This window comes from Rhodococcus sp. WS1 (assembly GCF_003797745.1).
Lineage (GTDB): Bacteria > Actinomycetota > Actinomycetes > Mycobacteriales > Mycobacteriaceae > Rhodococcus_F > Rhodococcus_F erythropolis.
In genome coordinates this window covers 1,314,730-1,331,399 of record NZ_RKLZ01000002.1, presented here as the reverse complement: position 1 = coordinate 1,331,399, position 16,670 = coordinate 1,314,730, and the positions used below count along the sequence as shown (strand labels likewise).

Sequence of the window (16,670 nt, the reverse complement as noted above, 5' to 3'; positions counted from 1 at the left end):
TCGATGATCAAAGCCGGTATCTCCCATCATCGGACAGCCGTTCTGCTCGGCGCCGCGCTGATTCTGTGCGCTGCCTTGCTGATCGGTGTTCTGGTGGGGCCCGCCGGTTTGACGCCTGATCGGACCATTCTCGAACTTCTGGACGGAATACCCGGCATCAACCTCGATTCCGGTCTCACCGCGACACAGCAGGCGATTCTCTGGCAGATCCGGCTTCCGCGAGTAGTACTGGGCGCGTTGGTCGGAGCAATGTTGGCCGTTGCCGGTGCCGCCTACCAGGGCGTGTTCCGAAATCCCTTGGCAGATCCGTATCTCCTCGGCGTTTCCAGCGGAGCCGGACTGGGCGCAACCCTCGCCATCGTTTCGGGTGGAGCGCTGGGCATGTTCGGAATTCCCATGGCCGCCTTCGTCGGTGGTGTGCTGGCCGTGTTCGCAACTTATTCGCTCGGCCGAAGCATTGGCGGGCCGCAGAACGCGGTAGTCATCATCCTCGCCGGTGTCGCAGTCGCAGCGTTCACGAATGCAGCGCAGACTTTTGTCCAGCAGCGGTTCGACGATTCACTCCGCGAGGTCTATTCCTGGCTGCTCGGCGGATTGTCCACCGACGGTTGGTCGGAAGTTCTGGTTGTCTTGCCGTACGTCGCGCTGGCATCTGCCGTCATCCTGGTACATCGACGCGTACTCGACGTGATGGCCGTAGGTGACGTCGAAGCCGCCAGCCTCGGCGTCGACCCGGCCAGATCACGCCTGGTACTGGTGCTCGCCGCAACTCTGGGAACGGCGGCGGTCGTGAGTGCAAGTGGACTGATCGGCTTTGTCGGAATCGTTGTTCCCCATGCGGTTCGACTGGTCGTCGGCCCGTCGCATCGACTGCTTCTCCCCCTGTCACTCATGCTCGGAGCGGCGTTTCTCGTCCTCACCGACGTTGCCGCGCGCACGGTCATGGCACCGGCCGAACTCCCCATCGGGGTTGTGACCGCGATGATCGGCGCTCCGTTCTTCCTTCTGGTTCTGCGCCGCAGCCGGGTCTCGGCATGACCGACAGCGCAGTGCGGTGCCGCGACCTCCGAGTCAACCTCGGCGGCAAGGACGTCGTCGACGGCATCGATCTCGATGTGACACCCGGCGATTGGGTTGCCGTGGTCGGGCCGAACGGCGCCGGCAAGACAACCTTGATGCATGCCCTCGCCGGATTGATTCCGTCTACCGGTGAGCTCTCGGTCGGGGGACTGAGTCCTCGCAATTCCAGCCGCAAGGCGATGTCCGCCGTCGTCGCGTTGATGCCTCAGCGTCCGGTAGTACCCGAGGGCTCAACGGTTCAGGAACTGGTTGCGCTCGGCCGCACTCCCTATCTACGACGCTTCGGAACCGAAACCGCTACTGACCGTTCGGTGATCTCTTCGGTGATCGAGAGGCTCGACCTCACCGAGTTCGCAGATCGACGAGCCACCGAACTTTCCGGTGGCGAATTGCAACGCGTGGTCCTGGCTCGGGCACTGGCCCAAGAACCGCAGGTACTGCTCTTGGACGAACCCACCAGCGCCCTCGACATCGGTCACCAGCAGCAGGTTCTCGACTTGGTGGAGGAACTGCGTGAAGCCGACAACATCACGGTCATCGCCGCGATGCACGACCTCACTCTCGCGGGTCAGTACGGTCGACGAATCGTGCTGCTGGACAAGGGCAGCGTCGTTGCCGACGGCACACCCTCATCGGTGCTGGAGGCAGACCTCCTCGGCCGCGTGTACGGCGCTCGGGTCGAAATCCTGGACCGGCCCAGCGGTCCCATAGTTGTTCCGATTCGGCAGGAAGGCACCCGCTGATGGAATTGGTGATGCTCGGCACCGGCGCTGCCGACGGTTGGCCGAACCCGTTCTGTACTTGCCCTTCCTGCCTGGCTGCCCTGTCGAGTGAAACCATTCGCGGGCACACCGCTGCACTGGTGGACAACAGAATCCTGTTGGATTGTGGTCCCGAAGTACCGCGTGCCGCGTCGCGATTCGGTCGCACGCTGGCACACGTCGAACACATCCTGCTGACACATTCTCATCCCGATCACCTCGGCCCGATGGCATTGCTGTTCCGGTCCTGGGCCTCGCGCACCGAACCACTCGAGGTTCTCGGGCCACCCGACGCGCTCGCTCTCTGCCGAGACTGGGTGGGCCCGGATGACCCGGTGACCTTCACACCGCTCGAGACCGGCCAGTCGATCATGTTGGGCACCTATCGTGTTCGCGCACTCGAAGCCGCGCACGAAGTACCCACCCTTCTCTACGACATCACCGACGCATCCGGAACCCGAATCTTCTGGGCCACCGACACCGGGCCTCTGCCCGAATCCACTGTCGACGCACTTGCCGACGCGCGTTTCGACGCCGTCTTTCTCGAAGAGACCTTCGGCCACAAAACTGATCACGGCACCGGGCACCATGATCTGCCGAGTTTCGCGGAGACGGTGACCCGACTACGCAATTGCACCGCGATCACCGATCGAACCGATGTGGTCGCCGTACACCTCGGGCACCACAACCCAGTCGAAAACGAACTCTCGGAAGCACTTCGCTTGTCCGGGGCGCGAGCGGTTCCGGATGGAGCTGTGCTCGAGATCGGGGTAGGACAGGGCCATCGAACTCTGGTCACCGGTGGCGCCCGCTCGGGCAAGTCCACTTACGCGGAGGGCCTGCTTGCCGGCTACCGGAACGTCACGTACATCGCCACCGGGGATCCGCAGGACGACGATCCCGACTGGATCGAACGAATTGCGTCGCATCGCGCGCGGAGGCCGTCGACGTGGACGACGGTAGAGACCTCCGAAGTCGCCGAGATTCTCGCGGCCGCAACAACACCGATCCTGCTCGACTGCCTCGGCACGTGGTTGACCGCACGTCTGGACCGACATCAGGCGTGGGCGACAGAAGATCTCAGCGCCGTCCACGCAGATATCGACGTCTTGGCCGACGCCTGGACCGCCTGTCCGGTTCCGATTGTCGCCGTCACGAACGAAGTGGGAAGCGGCGTCGTCCCGGACACGAAGTCCGGGAGGCTGTTCCGCGATCTACTCGGTCTGGTGAACAGCCGCATCTCCAGTGAATCGGAGTCCGTGGTCCTGATGACCGCCGGGCTCCCCCTGAGCCTGCGCGTGTGACGTCAGAGCAATCCGGTGAGCTGACGCGCACAATCGAGTAGGAAACCGACCAACTCTCGATCCTCGTCCGTCACTCGCCCGCTCGCTCCCTGAACACATAACCCGCCGGCCACCTGGTCTGCGTGATCTCGAACCGGTACTGCCACCGCGGATCGACCCAGGCGGCATTCCTGGTTCTCGAATGCAAAACCCTGCAGGCGAACAGACCTCAGCTGCTCATACAACGCATCGAAATCACCGAGGGTGAACTCCGTGACCCGGCGAAGTTCCAAACCCGAAAGCAACCGCTCGTCGTGCGCCAACAGAACCTTCCCCAGCGCATTCGCGTGAAGGTTCTTCGGCAGCGCCGCTATTCCGATGATCTCGTGATCCGGATCCTTGTCGACGAACCGCAAGCGCCCACCGGCGAATGACGCGACGTGCAATCCGAACCTCGTGTGTGTCCGCATGTCCTCGACGCGCTCGTGCAGCGTCGGCGCCGGACCACTCGACGACGCCGCATGCGAGAGCTCGGCAGTCCGACGCCCCAACGCGAACCCTGACAGGTCCGGCACCCGCACGAGAAAGCCCTCCGCCACCAGCAGATTCAGCATCCGGTACGCCGTGGCCGATGGAACGCCTGCAAAAGTGGCGATCTCCTTCGCGGTTGTTCCCGGTCCCAGATGAGCCACCGCCTCGAGCATCCCCAGCGCCTTTTGAACCGCACGCGGTTGTTGTCCACTGAAGTGGGTCTCTTCGCCGATCTGTTTTCCTGATCGTGGACCAGCGGTTGCACGGTCCGCGGTCACCGCCCATGCTCCGGCGAGTCACCCTCGGAGGTCCCACGATCCGGAACGAGTCGCCTTCGCCCGTCACCGTCGATCAGCAGAGTGCCAGCACCGGGCAACAGGTCCGCCGTCTCGACGCTGTCGAAAGCGCCAACCATCAGAAGGCTTTCAGGTCTGGCTCTACGGAGCAATGCGCTCCACACTGTCCCCGACACCGCAACAGCAAGAGCAGCGATCGGCAGTGCCCACATCCCGTGAACCGCACCGTCGAGAACGATGTAGACCAGTAGACCAGCACCGGCGGTACTCACGGACAGGGTGCATATCCGGGTCAGCGACGTATGTTCCCCGATTCGGCGCAAGAACTTCCACGAAGCAAAGGCCACCAGCGTGTAAGCGCAGACCAACGCGGTCTCCACCACGCCGTCGAAGGATCCCGAATCGTCGCGAACCGTATCCGAATAGATGAATACGCCTGCCGCACTTACGGCGACGAACGCAAGTACCGCAACGTACGGGGTGCGGAACCGTCTGTGCACGCGAGCGAGCGGCGCAGGTAGTACCCGTTCGATCCCCATCGAATACAACAACCGCGAACCCGCCTGCGCACAACCGAGAGTGGATGCGAACCAGGAACACGTCATTCCGATCTTGACTGCCAGAACCACCTCCGCGCTGGCCCCCGATGCCGTTCCCTCGAAGTACGCTCCGACGATCGTCGCGCCGTGGCCGGTCATCGCCGCCCAGGCCGCAAAAACGAAGAGGACCCCGCAGATGATCGGCGAAATGAGAACCGTGCGTGTGACGCTGATGAGTGGTCGCTTCGCTTCCGGACCGAAGAAGGCCGAACTTTCGAAGCCCGCCATGCTGAGCACCGTCAGCATCGCGAGAAACGGAACTGCACTCAGCGACGGATTCGGCAGGGCAACAGCAGTTGTCGTGTCACTGTGCGTCGCCAGCATGACCACGACGATGAGAATCAACGAGCACGCTTCGACGACCAGGATCGCTCGGGTGGCGAACCGGACGCCGCGCACTGCAATCCACGCGACGGCCAGGGCAATCGCCACCGTCGTGATCACCGTCGCGGCGGTCCCTCGCACGTCGGGGCCGACAATGGCGATGGTATCGAGCAGACTCGGAACTGCCTGTGAGAAAACCGAAACCGAGATTCCGAGATACCCGAGTACCAGTGCGGCACCCGCCGTCAGTGTCGCCCGGATACCGGAGCCTTGGAAGACGAAGCTGTACAACGATCCTGCTGCGGCCAGTCTCCGCGTGAATTGAGTGATGCAGAACGCAACGAGAAACACCGCCGAAGTTGTCGCAGCAATCGCAGCCAACCCGACGTAGCCGGGACTGTAGGTGATCATCCACAGGGCGATGAACACCATTCCCGTTGCCGGAGCGATCGTGGAGAGTGATTGCCCCAACAGGTCGATCGGGGTCAAACGTCCTCGTCCGAGACCACGGAGCGGGGAGAACACGGGCTCACTGTGTTGATCCGCATTCTGCGCTCGCGTGATCGCTGCACGCAGTGCCGCACTCACGGCCATGTGTCACCGTCCGTCGCGTCCAGGCCCGAACCTACGAGCGAATTGTCAGAATTCGGTCAAGTTAGTCCGCTTATGTTTCCGCGCAGTTTCCACGATGGCGCGCACAGAACTTTCAAGTGAGAATCCGACTCTGTTTCCCACCCAGCGTCATGCCGGATCAAGGGCGGCCGACGGTATCCGTCCCCTCCGGGAGCACCTTGACCTGCTAGTTCTCCGATTCTCACACGACAACTGCTCTCTCAGTTGCACCTCGTCCAGGCGTAGCGCGGTCGACGCGGGTTCGCAGCATCGCCCGTACAGGATGTGTCCCACACACCACCGGCACTACCCGAGAGGAACGGAGGAAGCATGGACTCGGTCAGCGCCACCACTTCGGCGATCATCGGATTTGTTCTCCTGCTCGCCGGCATTCCCAAGCTGAACGACCACGACGGGGTCCTTCGTTCGGTGCGCGGATACAAAGTGTTGCCGGTGCGACTCGAAGTACCGATCGCTCGCATCCTTCCCGTCGCGGAAACCGTCGTAGGCATCCTTCTGGTTCTCGGCGTGGCCCATCGCCTCGCCGCCTTGGTTGCTGCCATCATGTTCGCGTCGTTCTTCACGGGCCTCACGATCAACCTCCTGCGTGGGCGACGCGATCTGGACTGCGGATGTTTTGCATTCGGAGTCGGCGAGATTCCGCGTATCGGATGGTTCCACGCCGTTCGCGCCGGAACACTCGCGGTGATCGCTGTGGCGCTGTCGGTCACCGCCGGACAGGCTGAGATCGGCGTCCAGGTCGTGGCGGCGACCTTCGGATTCCTCCTCGTTCTGGCTGGAGTTGCGCTCGCACAGATTCGTTCGGTGGTCCACCTCGGACGACGCCCGGTCGACGACTACCTGTCGAGCGCCTCCATCCGCCTCCGAACCGCCGAAACCGCGTCGCGGTACGGCTCGTGACTCACATCCCCACCACTGAAAACTCGAAGGCAGGACTACCACGATGACCACTTTCCTCCTTGTCGCGACAGTGATCCTGGTGATCGCCGTAGCCGTACTGTTCTTGATGGTTCTTGCTCTGGCTCGTGAAATCGGCCGCGTACAAGTACGTCTCGGACCTCTCGGTGCCCGGATGATGGATACCGGCCCCAAGGTCGAACAGGCCGGCCCGTCGTTTGCCGGTCTCATCGATCAGGAAGGACGGACCGTCGGAGTCGGTGGTCACCGCGACAAACCTCAACTCCTGCTGTTCACAGCACCGAGTTGCTCGACGTGCAAGAGCCTTCTTCCCGGCGTAAGGGCAATGGCCCGAGCCGAATCGGATCTCGACGTGATCATCATCTCCGACGGAACACCCGAAGAGCATCGCGAGTTCCTGGCCGGCAGCGGGATCGGTTCCGAGCTCAGTTACATCGACGCTCGAGACGTCGGTATCGCATACCAGGTGGGCACCACTCCGTACGGCGTGATTCTCGACGAGCACGGCAAGATCCGAGGAAAGGGCCTGTGCAATCACATGGCTCAGGTGGAAAGCCTGCTCAATGCGCTCGAATCCGGCACCCCCTCACTCCAGCACCTTCATGCCCAGGCGAAATCCGGCAGCGCGGCCTGATCTTCCTGCACAGTTCGATCCTCTTCACGAATCAGGAGAAAATCGTTGGACGACAATGAATTCCCGCAGCACAACATGACGGAGAATCGATATCCCGTCGACGAGGCGACAGTTCAGGCCCAGGCCGAATGGATGGCGGGCCAGGGCGGTTCGCTCACCAGTCGAACCGGACGTAAACTCTCCGAACGAGTTTCGCGGCGATCCATGATCAGTCGGATCGGCAAGTGGACCATGGGTGTGTCAGGAGTGGCACTGATCAGCACACTTCCTGTGACACGTAGTGCCTTCGCCCAAGAGCCCGAGGTTCCTGCGCCGGCACCTGGCCCCGAACCTCTTGTCCCTGTCTACGACGGTAAAGATCCGGCCGAGTGCGAGTACTGGCGCTGGTGCAACATGGACGGAACGTCCTGTGCCGCATGCAACGGCGGCGGTGTCACCACCTGCGCCCCCGGCAGCAAGCCCGGCGCAGAGTTCTGGGTCGGATGCTGCACCAACCCTGATACCGGCAAGACCTATCTGATCGCCTACTACGACTGCTGCGGTGCACCTTCGTGTTCCAACGCATTCTGCGGCGAACCGGACATGCAGGCCGTGATGTACAACCCGGTCTCCGGAAGCTACGACCAGGAAATCATCTGGTGTGTCTCCGACGAGTCTCAGGCATACACCTGCACGATGGCGCCCATCATCGGTGAGGACTGCCAGACTCGACCGGCCGAGCGCCCCAAGGTCGGTGCCGGATCATGAGCAGTTCGCGAACCCGAAAACTGGCGCGCCCCGCCGTTGCCGTCATCCCACTCACCGTCGTACTCGCGCTGGCCGGTTGCAGTTCGTCCGACAACGACGAACCCTCCAGCACAGGCGATGTCACCTATCCGACAGTTCCGTTCACTGCTCCGGGCGAGGGGATCTCCCTCGGTCACGACGACCAGGAAATCGGCGATACCATTCCCGAGCCATTGCACGTCGGTTCGATCACCCCGATCGCAGCTGACCGCTTGCTGGGCGTCGAAGGTGGATTCGGCCAGCTCGAGCTCAGCGTCAACGTCATCGATCCGAAAACCGGTGTGGCCGAAAGCCGAATCACCGTCGGCCCGGGTATCTGGGACCCGGTCATTCACGGATTCGTCGGGGATTCCGCCGAGGATCCTGCGGTGCTCGCTGCCGAGGTGTGGCGCCCCCGAGGTTCCCGCGGCGCAGCAGATTTCACGGTCAGCACCTACTCCGGAAACCTGCTGGAACCAGCCGAGGTCGTGCTTCCGGACGTCGCACGCGTACATTCCCGTCCCGGCTCGAACGCCGTGACGTCCGACGGCAAGTTCTTCGTCACGTGGGACGACGGTTTGTACGGAATCAGAGTGGTCGACCTCGAGAAGAAGGAAGCGACCGGTGCACTCCAGATAGTCGGCTGCGGTCCGTTCACGTGGATGGTCGATCACGAGCTGTACAGCGTCTGCGAGGACACCCGGGAACTACTGCACGTCACGATCGGTGACGACGGTGTTCCGAAGGAAACCGCCCGAAGCAAGGTCCTACCCGAAGATTTTGTCTCCACCCGCAAGGTCACGTGGGCATCGGAAGCACAAAAAGCCTTGCTGGTCAGTGAGAACGGCGATGTGTACGTCTTCGACTTCTCCAACGGACTGCCTCAGGAAGGTGTCAAGCCGATCGGAAACGCCGGGCAGGATTCCGGTCGATTCTCGGAGAACGTCATCAATGCCGACGCAACCCGGCTCGCAATCGCGTACACGGACACGGCTATTCATCCGGACTCTGCTCGGGGAGGCTCACTGGTCAAGATCGACTTGTCCGATGCAACGACCTTCGCCCCGGTGAAGAGCTTGACGCTGGCAGACCTCGGCTTGACAGACATCAAGAGCATGACCTTTTCCGTCGACGGCGCCACGTTCTACGTGCTCGGTTCGGGACCTGAGGTCGAAGGCTCCGCTCCGCAGAAGATCGTGGGTTACAACGCGAGCACCGGCGAGCAGGTCAGTTCCGTCGATGTCTCGGGCAACGTCGGTGATGTCAGCGGGTTGATCACACCAGAAGTACTCCGATGAGTCGTCCCGGATCCGGTGTGGTGATGGGCCGGCGCCGCTTCCTGAGTTTGGGAGCACTCGGCGCCGGAGCACTCGGGCTCGGCGCAATGGGGACGATTGCCGGATGCAGTTCCACTGCAGCATCTCCGACGCCCACGACCGATCTCGACTACATCCTGCCCACCGACCCCGAAGTTGCCGCCGCAGAATCGGCGCGAGCCTGGAACGGGACCACCGCTGCGTTTGCCCTTGCCGCCGGATTCTCGACGGTAGATCTTGGCGGACGCCTCGTGGACACGTGGACGTACGGAGGCGCTGCGGTGGCTCCGGAACTTCGGCTGAAGTCCGGTGACCGGGTGAACGTCAGCGTCCAGAACGGCCTCGATGCCGAAACAACACTGCACTGGCACGGAATTCGAATCCGCAACGACATGGACGGCGCGGCACCCACCACGCAGGCACCCATCGGCGCCGGTTCGAGTTTCGAGTACAACTTCATCGCACCGGATCCGGGAACGTACTGGTACCACTCGCACAGCGGATTACAAGCCGATCGGGGGCTCTTCGGCGCCATGATCGTCGAGGACCCGAACGACATCACCGGGGCCGACGCCGATGCCGTTCTGGTGCTCGACGACTGGCTCGACGGATTGGGTACCACACCGGATTCCGTCCTGATGGCCCTGAACCCGGCAATTTCGGGCGGGCACGGCGGACACGGCGGTGGGGCAACGACTCCGGCGGAACACTCGGAAGCCGACATGTCCGTCGCGCAACAGTTGGTGAGCGGCGGACACGGTTCTTCCGAACCACTCGGCGGGATGACTCAACACATCGCGTATCCACTGCACTTGATCAACGGGCGGCCACCCAACGATCCTGCTGTCGTCACTGCAGCGCCCGGTTCGACCCTTCGACTGCGAATCATCAACGCAGCGGCCGAAACTCCGTACCGGTTTGCGGTGGCCGGTCACGAGATGACAATCGTCGCTACCGATGGCTACGACGTGGAACCAACTCCCGCCGACACCATCATCGTCGGAATGGCCCAACGCTACGACGTACTGGTGACGGTGAAGTCGGGAACATGGCCGGTGGTGGCGAAGGTCGAGGGCCGAGATGGTTATGCGTCGACCGTCCTACGCAGCACCGACGCGTTGGCGCTGGCGAATCCGGATGTGGGCGGAAACCTCTCGGAACTGGCCGGCCGACTGGTCACCGAAAGCGAACTCCGGCCCACGGAATCCGCACGGCTCGAGATGAAGTCGCCTGATCGCGACTACCACATCGAATTGATCCAGGCCGGCGATCGGTACGTCTGGGGAATGGCGGGAGCCGATGCGGGCAAGCTCGTCATGAAACAGGGCGAACGGGTCCGGATCACGATGAAGAACACGTCCACGATGTGGCACCCCATGCACACCCACGGCCACACGTTTGCGGTACCGGATTACGGCGGACTTCGCCGCGACACCGTCAACGTCCTACCCGGCACCGAGCTTGCCATCGAGTTCGACGCCGACAATCCCGGCGAGTGGATGTTCCACTGCCACAACGCCTACCACTTCGAGGCCGGCATGACGGCAAATTTGCGTTACGTCCGCTGACAAGTCGAAGAATGGAGAGAACACCTCATGAAGAAACTCGTTCCCGCTTTCCTGGCCGCGTGCGCTGCCCTGAGCCTCACCGCCTGCAGTAGTGATGCCGGTGCGTCTTCGGACGAACCTGCAGTCGTGATCGAGGTGAAGAACATGGCGTACACACCGGCATCGGTCACCATCGAGAAGGGACAGACCGTCGAATGGAAGTTCGACGACAGCGGACTCCCCCACGACGTGGTCGGCAACGGTGATCTCGACGGGAAACTGAAGAGCGAGTTGCTCACCGAGGGAACCTTCTCGTACACGTTCGACGACGCCGGCACCTTCACCTACCACTGCACGCCCCACCCGATGATGGTGGGCACCGTGATCGTTCAATAGTGAGGAGGTGGATCGCCGGCTTCGGCCTCGCTGTCGCGGCGACGTTTGTCCCAGCTTGCGGCACAGAAGATCCCGTCCCCGACGTGGTGGTCGAGATCAGCAATGTTCAGTTCAGCCCGATGGACGTCACCGTGGAACACGGCGGCACCGTCGAGTGGCGCTTCGACGACGGTGGACTCCTGCATCATGTGGAATCACCCGGCCTGTTCGACAGTGGTATCACCGGAGACGGAACGTTCCGGCACACGTTCGAGAGCGTCGGCGTCTACGAGTATTCGTGCTCCGTCCACCCGTACATGATCGGCGTCATCACAGTGCTGTGAAACCTGGCTCATCACTTTTCGCTGCGACTTCGGCTCAACACTTTTCCTGAACCACAAACACTTCGGAGGATCTGATGACTACTGTTCTCTCACACGGCCCACTGCAGACCGATGTCCCTGACATCCGGCCGACCCTTCAAGGCTCGGTCGGCACCGCGACCCGTGTCAGCCTCGTCGCGGCGGGCGCTGCTGCGGGTGCCGGCCTCGCACTCGTGGCCACGCCATCTGCGACAACAGCTTTGACCACAGCTGTTATCGGCGCCGGACTGGTTACGTCGCTGGCTGCGAACTGGTCGACCTGCGGAATGTCCGTCGCCGGAGTTGTTGCCGCGCCGAAGCAGGTAGATCGGAAGGGATCCTCGATCCCCGTCCGCCGACTCGGCTGGCACGCTCTGGGTTCGGTCACGACGGGAGCCGTCACCGGGGCATTGATCGGCGCTCTCGGTGCGGCGATGTCCGGGTACGTCCCGATCGGCTGGGCGCTGGGCGTCTGGGCCGTCGTCGCGGTTGCGTACGGGCTGCACGAGTTGGGTGCGGTGAGGATGCCGACTCCGATGCGGCGCCAACAGCTTCCGCGCCATCTGCGCCGCACAATGGCGCCCTGGAAGGTCTCGCTGATCTTCGGCGCGATCATCGGTCCGGGATTTCTGATCTTCATCCGCTCGAGTGCGTACTACCTCCTGGCACTCGGCGTCATGGCTTCGGGTTCACCGGCTCTCGGGGCGGCGCTGTTCACGGTCGTATCCCTTGGCCGCTGCATGCCCAGCCTCGCGGCAATCGTGCACACCAAGCGTGGTGGCTCGATGCCGGGATTCCTCTCGATCATGTGCGTCGTGGACCGTCGCGTGCAGAGCGTCACCGGCGCGGCATTGATCGCACTGGGAGCATTCGCCGCCGCAGCACTGATCTGACTGTCGAGCTAGCACCCTTCACCTCGAGTGAACACACGCTCCGACTCTCCGGAGCGTGTGTTCACTCGACAGAAACCGTGCGCACTCACCCCGCGTCAGGGAATCGACAGCGCCACCTGGACCGAGTCCTCCGACGGCGACGTCACCTTTGCGTCCCGACTCCAGAGCATGTCCAGCGCTGCCTTGGGCTTGGCAAGAACCCACTCCCGCGCGGCGTTCTTGATCAGCGTGGGAGTTGCGCACCCGCAATCGCTGTTCACACCGTCTGCGTCGATGCCGACGTCTCGGCACAACGCAACAGCGCGGGGCACGTGATACCCCTGAGTGACGATCAACGCCTTGGTTACCCCATACGTATGTATGGCCCGGAAGCAGGTGTCATAGGTGTCGAGGCCGTACGGATCCCCCACGATGCGACGCTCATCTATTCCCTGCTCCACCAGGTAGTTCGTCATCGCCGCGATCTCGTCACCCGAGCCGCCGTTCGCGTCGCCGGAGACCAGGACCGCTTTAGCCTTTCCCGCTTCCACCAGTTCGACTGCTGCGTCCAGCCGCCCTTTCAGGAAAGCCATCGGCTTACCGTCCTTGATCTGCGCGCCCAGCACGATCACAACCGGAGCGTCGGGAGCATCGGCGGCGTCTGACGTATGTCCGGCCGACGCCACGGAGATCCACACGATCGAGCCCGCGTAGACAACTGCTCCGAGCACCGCAATGCCTGCGACCCAACGAGGCCACCTGCGCTTGCGCGGCGGTTTCACTGGATCTGCAGCAGCTTCGTCCATTCGTCGATCAAACCACACGGTTTGCTCATGGCTCGAGTGCTCGGTCGATCCTCCATCCCTCCGCGCCACTGCGCTCGGCCCACAGATCCGAGTACTTTCCACCTCGCGCGATCAGGTCTTCGTGGGAACCGACCTCCTCCACCCCTCCGGCTTCGAGGTAGACGATGCGATCTGCTCCCTGAATAGTCGACAGGCGATGAGCGATGATCACCACCGTTCGACCACGGGCCAATCGGTGAATTGCCTCGGTGATGGCGACTTCGTTCTCTCCGTCGAGGGCGGAAGTCGCTTCATCGAGAAGAACTATCGGAGTGTCCTTGAGGAATGCCCGCGCAATCGAGACCCGCTGACGTTCACCGCCGGACAGCAGTGATCCGCCTTCACCTACCCTGGTCTCCTCACCGCTCGGCAAACGGTCGATCACTTCGCCTAGCCTGGAATCCACCACTGCTTGACGGACCTCCGACTCGGTGGCATCCGGTCTCGCCAACCGAACGTTCTCCAGGATGGTTCCGTCGAACAGGTAAACCTGCTGTGAGACAGTCGATATCCGAGACATCAATGCTCTCGTTCCGATGTCGCGAACATCGGCTCCCCCGATGGATACCGCACCTTCGTCGACGTCCCAGAATCTGGAGATCAGCCGAACCAGAGTTGTCTTTCCGGAACCGGAAGAACCGACCAGAGCAGTGACCGAGCAGTCCGGGAATTCGAGGCTCACGTTACGAATCACGCGATCCGGGCCGTAGCCGAAGGAAACCGAATCGAACCGAATATCATACGAGGTAGGCTCTTTCGGCACCTCAGGCTCCGCCAGCACCGGTACATCGATCATCTCTCGGACAGATCCGAGCGACACCCGGGCCAGTGAGATACCTTCACCGAATCCTGCGAGCATTTGCATCGGCTCCACGAACCTCACGGCTAACACGAGAACAACGATCACGCTTGCTGTGTCGATGGACCCGGTGGTGACCAGCAGCGCCGCCAGAACCAGGACGGTGAGAAAGGCAACCTGAACGACGATCATGAAGCGCAGCAGATACTTGTCGACCGATCCGATTTCCTGCAGGTGTGCGTCCCGGTTGGACACAAGAGCTTCGTCCAACCGAGTCCAGCCTTGGCCACTCTTACCGGCCGAACGTAGAACTTGCTGCGCCTGTGCATATTCGACGACGCGCGATGCCAACTCGGATTCGCTCTTGCCGATCGCCTCGTATTCGGGAACAACCGCCCGTTGCACGTTGCGGTAAGCCCGAATCCCCAGTGGAACGAAGACGACCATCGCGAGAGACAGTCGCCAGTCCACAAACAAGACAGCGATCGCCACTGTCGCTGGAGTCACCGTGACGGTGACGAGTTGCGCGATGATCATTCCCGGGATGCTCATCAAGATAGCCGTGCCCTCGGTGACCAGGCGAGTGAACGCTCCACGGTTTGCCTTGCTGAACCACCCGAGCGGAACCTGCACCAAGTGCTCACCGAAGCGATGCATGATTCCACCGGCAAAACCCTCGATTCCGATGCGGTACGCCCGATTCTCGGCGATCCACCGTACGGCGCCACAGGCCACCGCCACGAGAGCAGCCGTGACAACCCACGGAACTGCGGCGTCGTAATCGCCGCGAACCACCGCTTTCAGGATCGGAATCATCAGTGCAAAGACGACACCCTCGAGTATCCCGGCGAGCGTGAAACCTGCTATCTGACCTCGCATCCCATTGTCGCGCCCGAGGATTTCGTCCAGGTCTCGAATCATTGCAGCGCCTTTCGCGGAGATATGTCTTCGACGAGAGGGTTCTGGAGCGCCCACATCCGCGCGTAGGTTCCGCCGAGCGCCGACAACCGTTCGTGCGTACCTTTTTCCACGATCCGTCCGGCGTCGAGAACGAGTATCTGATCGGCGTATCGGACGGTGTGCAGTCGATGAGCGATCACCATCAGGGTGCCGCCGTCTGCACTGATCTCGCCCAGTGCGCGTTGAACGGCCGATTCACTGTGGGGATCGGCCTGCGAAGTCGCCTCGTCCAGGATGACGATCGGCGGGTTCTGAAGGATGGCGCGGGCGATCGTCAGGCGTTGCTTCTCCCCACCCGACAGCTCACCGCCCGAACCACCACCGATCTCGGTGTCATACCCGTCCGGCAGTCGCATGATCACGTCGTGAATCTGCGCCCGCCTCGCCGCTGTCTCCACTTCCAGATCCGTTGCATCCGGTCGACCGAGCCGAATATTCTCGCGCACGCTGTCCCGCAGGAGCACAACATCTTGGAAGACGATGGCCATCGATCTCAAGACTTCACGACTGGACTGATCTCGTAAATCGCTTCCGCCCAGTCGAATAGACCCGTCCGTCACGTCCCAGAACCGCGGAAGTAGACGCGCCAAAGTGGTCTTGCCGGAGCCGGAGGGGCCAACGATCGCGGTCACGGTGCCCGGTTGCATCTCGAAGGAGATGTTCTCGAGGACGCGCTGCCCAGTGGTGTATTCGAAGCCGACGCTGTCGAATTCGACCAAAGTGCTGCGAGCAGGCACTGCATCCTGAGGTTCGGCCAGCTCTGGTTCGCCGAGGATGCTCTCGACGTGAGTCGCTCCCAGTTGGCCTTCGCGGTAGAGGTTGGCCATCGTTCCCATGTGCAGAACCGACGACGGAACACCGATTCCGACGACCAGAAAGGCAACAAGAGCTACCGGGGTAATCCAACCCCCGGACAACATTGCGGTTCCCGTCGCCGTGATGACCACGATGAGTACCGCCGGTGAGAGGAGGATCGACATCGCGACCACCGGCCTTCCCATCCCCGACATCCATCGCACGCACACCGCAACCATCGAATCGACAGCGCTCGAGTAGCGCGCGAATGCGCGACTCCCACTCCCGTACGTCTTGACGACCTCGATACCGTCGCCCAGTTCTACTGTCGCAGAGGTCAATGTCGACATTGCAAGATTCCAGGAGTCGACGTTCGTTCGATAGGCTCTGCGCATCGACGGCGCGGCAAGAGCGAGACACACTCCGATGTAGCCGACCAGGACCAGGCTGAACTTCCAGTCCATCGCCACCAGATAGATCAGGGCCACTATCGGCGACAGGATCGCGGGTACCACGTCGGCGGGAAGGTGAGCGACGAGAAGATGCATCCGCTTCACGTCGTCGGTCATCGCCTGCTTCACTTCACCGGTGCCACCATTTGCAAACCACCCCAGAGGAACTCGGGACAGATGCCGAGCGATACGCGAGCGGATCGAGTATTTGAAATGCGCGTCGGCGGTGTGGCACACGGTCAGCGCTGCGTTGTAGACGACAAATCCGAGAATTGTGCCCGCTGCACCGATTGCGGCCCACAGCCAGACCAGGTTCAACGACGAGTCGGTCAGGAGCACCCGCGCGATCTCGACCACCGAAACGTAGGGCAGGAATCGTAGCGGCACCGACAGCGCCGACAAACCAGCACCCAGGAGCAGGTGATTTCTCACGGGAGCGATCATGCGGCCCAAAGCGTCTCGGTCGACCAGACCAGGCGAGTCTTCGAAGGCCACAGTCTCCTTCACTGTCATCGAGTTCACT

Annotated in this window: 16 protein-coding genes; 11 read left to right on the top strand and 5 right to left on the bottom strand. The window is 62.2% G+C overall.

Annotated features, from left to right (window positions below):
- Positions 1-3 precede the first annotated feature (3 nt).
- From EEB12_RS18785 to EEB12_RS18775, 3 genes are read left to right on the top strand one after another with little or no spacing between them, the layout of a single operon-like run.
- Positions 4-1,038 (top strand): FecCD family ABC transporter permease, encoded by a 1,035-nt coding sequence (locus EEB12_RS18785; RefSeq protein WP_141488301.1) that lies wholly within the window; start codon positions 4-6, stop codon positions 1,036-1,038.
- On the top strand, positions 1,035-1,823 hold the full coding sequence (locus EEB12_RS18780) for an ABC transporter ATP-binding protein (RefSeq protein ID WP_141488300.1): 789 nt from the start codon (positions 1,035-1,037) through the stop codon (positions 1,821-1,823). The genes EEB12_RS18785 and EEB12_RS18780 overlap by 4 nt, the downstream gene beginning before the upstream one ends.
- On the top strand, positions 1,823-3,145 hold the full coding sequence (locus EEB12_RS18775) for a bifunctional adenosylcobinamide kinase/adenosylcobinamide-phosphate guanylyltransferase (protein WP_141488299.1): 1,323 nt from the start codon (positions 1,823-1,825) through the stop codon (positions 3,143-3,145). Before EEB12_RS18780 ends, EEB12_RS18775 begins: the two co-directional genes overlap by 1 nt.
- Positions 3,146-3,147: 2 nt before the next feature.
- On the opposite strand, the gene EEB12_RS18770 is transcribed toward EEB12_RS18775, so the two are convergent.
- Both EEB12_RS18770 and EEB12_RS18765 read right to left on the bottom strand, forming a co-directional pair.
- Positions 3,148-3,933: an IclR family transcriptional regulator gene (locus EEB12_RS18770; protein WP_141488298.1), complete on the bottom strand. Its 786-nt coding sequence runs from the start codon at positions 3,931-3,933 to the stop codon at positions 3,148-3,150.
- Positions 3,930-5,468: an APC family permease gene (locus EEB12_RS18765; RefSeq protein ID WP_080909863.1), complete on the bottom strand. Its 1,539-nt coding sequence runs from the start codon at positions 5,466-5,468 to the stop codon at positions 3,930-3,932. Before EEB12_RS18765 ends, EEB12_RS18770 begins: the two co-directional genes overlap by 4 nt.
- Before the next feature lie 348 nt (positions 5,469-5,816).
- On the opposite strand from EEB12_RS18765, the gene EEB12_RS18760 reads away from it, so the two are divergent.
- From EEB12_RS18760 to EEB12_RS18725, 8 genes are all read left to right on the top strand, one after another.
- A complete protein-coding gene (locus tag EEB12_RS18760) occupies positions 5,817-6,407 on the top strand; it encodes a MauE/DoxX family redox-associated membrane protein (protein WP_141488297.1) in 591 nt (196 codons plus the stop codon).
- A gap of 43 nt (positions 6,408-6,450) precedes the next feature.
- Positions 6,451-7,059 (top strand): redoxin domain-containing protein, encoded by a 609-nt coding sequence (locus EEB12_RS18755; RefSeq protein WP_019745575.1) that lies wholly within the window; start codon positions 6,451-6,453, stop codon positions 7,057-7,059.
- A gap of 75 nt (positions 7,060-7,134) precedes the next feature.
- The gene (locus EEB12_RS18750; protein WP_029256402.1) at positions 7,135-7,806 is read left to right on the top strand and encodes a methylamine dehydrogenase light chain; all 672 of its coding nucleotides are present in this window, start codon (positions 7,135-7,137) and stop codon (positions 7,804-7,806) included.
- Positions 7,803-9,122: a hypothetical protein gene (locus EEB12_RS18745; RefSeq protein ID WP_141488296.1), complete on the top strand. Its 1,320-nt coding sequence runs from the start codon at positions 7,803-7,805 to the stop codon at positions 9,120-9,122. Before EEB12_RS18750 ends, EEB12_RS18745 begins: the two co-directional genes overlap by 4 nt.
- Positions 9,119-10,708 carry a multicopper oxidase family protein gene (locus EEB12_RS18740; protein ID WP_113682643.1) on the top strand — a complete coding sequence of 530 codons (1,590 nt, stop codon included), beginning with the start codon at positions 9,119-9,121 and terminating at the stop codon, positions 10,706-10,708. Before EEB12_RS18745 ends, EEB12_RS18740 begins: the two co-directional genes overlap by 4 nt.
- A gap of 27 nt (positions 10,709-10,735) precedes the next feature.
- The gene (locus tag EEB12_RS18735) at positions 10,736-11,083 is read left to right on the top strand and encodes a plastocyanin/azurin family copper-binding protein (protein ID WP_003940240.1); all 348 of its coding nucleotides are present in this window, start codon (positions 10,736-10,738) and stop codon (positions 11,081-11,083) included.
- The gene (locus EEB12_RS18730) at positions 11,083-11,406 is read left to right on the top strand and encodes a cupredoxin domain-containing protein (protein WP_141488295.1); all 324 of its coding nucleotides are present in this window, start codon (positions 11,083-11,085) and stop codon (positions 11,404-11,406) included. Before EEB12_RS18735 ends, EEB12_RS18730 begins: the two co-directional genes overlap by 1 nt.
- A gap of 74 nt (positions 11,407-11,480) precedes the next feature.
- Entirely contained in the window at positions 11,481-12,317 is an 837-nt protein-coding gene (locus tag EEB12_RS18725; RefSeq protein ID WP_141488294.1) for a methylamine utilization protein, read from the top strand.
- A gap of 95 nt (positions 12,318-12,412) precedes the next feature.
- Here EEB12_RS18725 and EEB12_RS18720 read toward each other — a convergent pair whose 3' ends face one another.
- Genes EEB12_RS18720 through EEB12_RS18710 form a run of 3 tightly spaced genes read right to left on the bottom strand, consistent with a single transcriptional unit; the run spans position 12,413 to position 16,660 of the window.
- Positions 12,413-13,102, bottom strand: coding sequence for a vancomycin high temperature exclusion protein (locus tag EEB12_RS18720; RefSeq protein ID WP_019745580.1), 690 nt, complete (start codon positions 13,100-13,102; stop codon positions 12,413-12,415).
- A 25-nt stretch (positions 13,103-13,127) separates the two neighbouring features.
- A complete protein-coding gene (locus EEB12_RS18715; RefSeq protein WP_141488293.1) occupies positions 13,128-14,861 on the bottom strand; it encodes an ABC transporter ATP-binding protein in 1,734 nt (577 codons plus the stop codon).
- Entirely contained in the window at positions 14,858-16,660 is a 1,803-nt protein-coding gene (locus EEB12_RS18710) for an ABC transporter ATP-binding protein (protein WP_258537253.1), read from the bottom strand. The genes EEB12_RS18715 and EEB12_RS18710 overlap by 4 nt, the downstream gene beginning before the upstream one ends.
- Between the last annotated feature and the right edge of the window lie 10 nt (positions 16,661-16,670).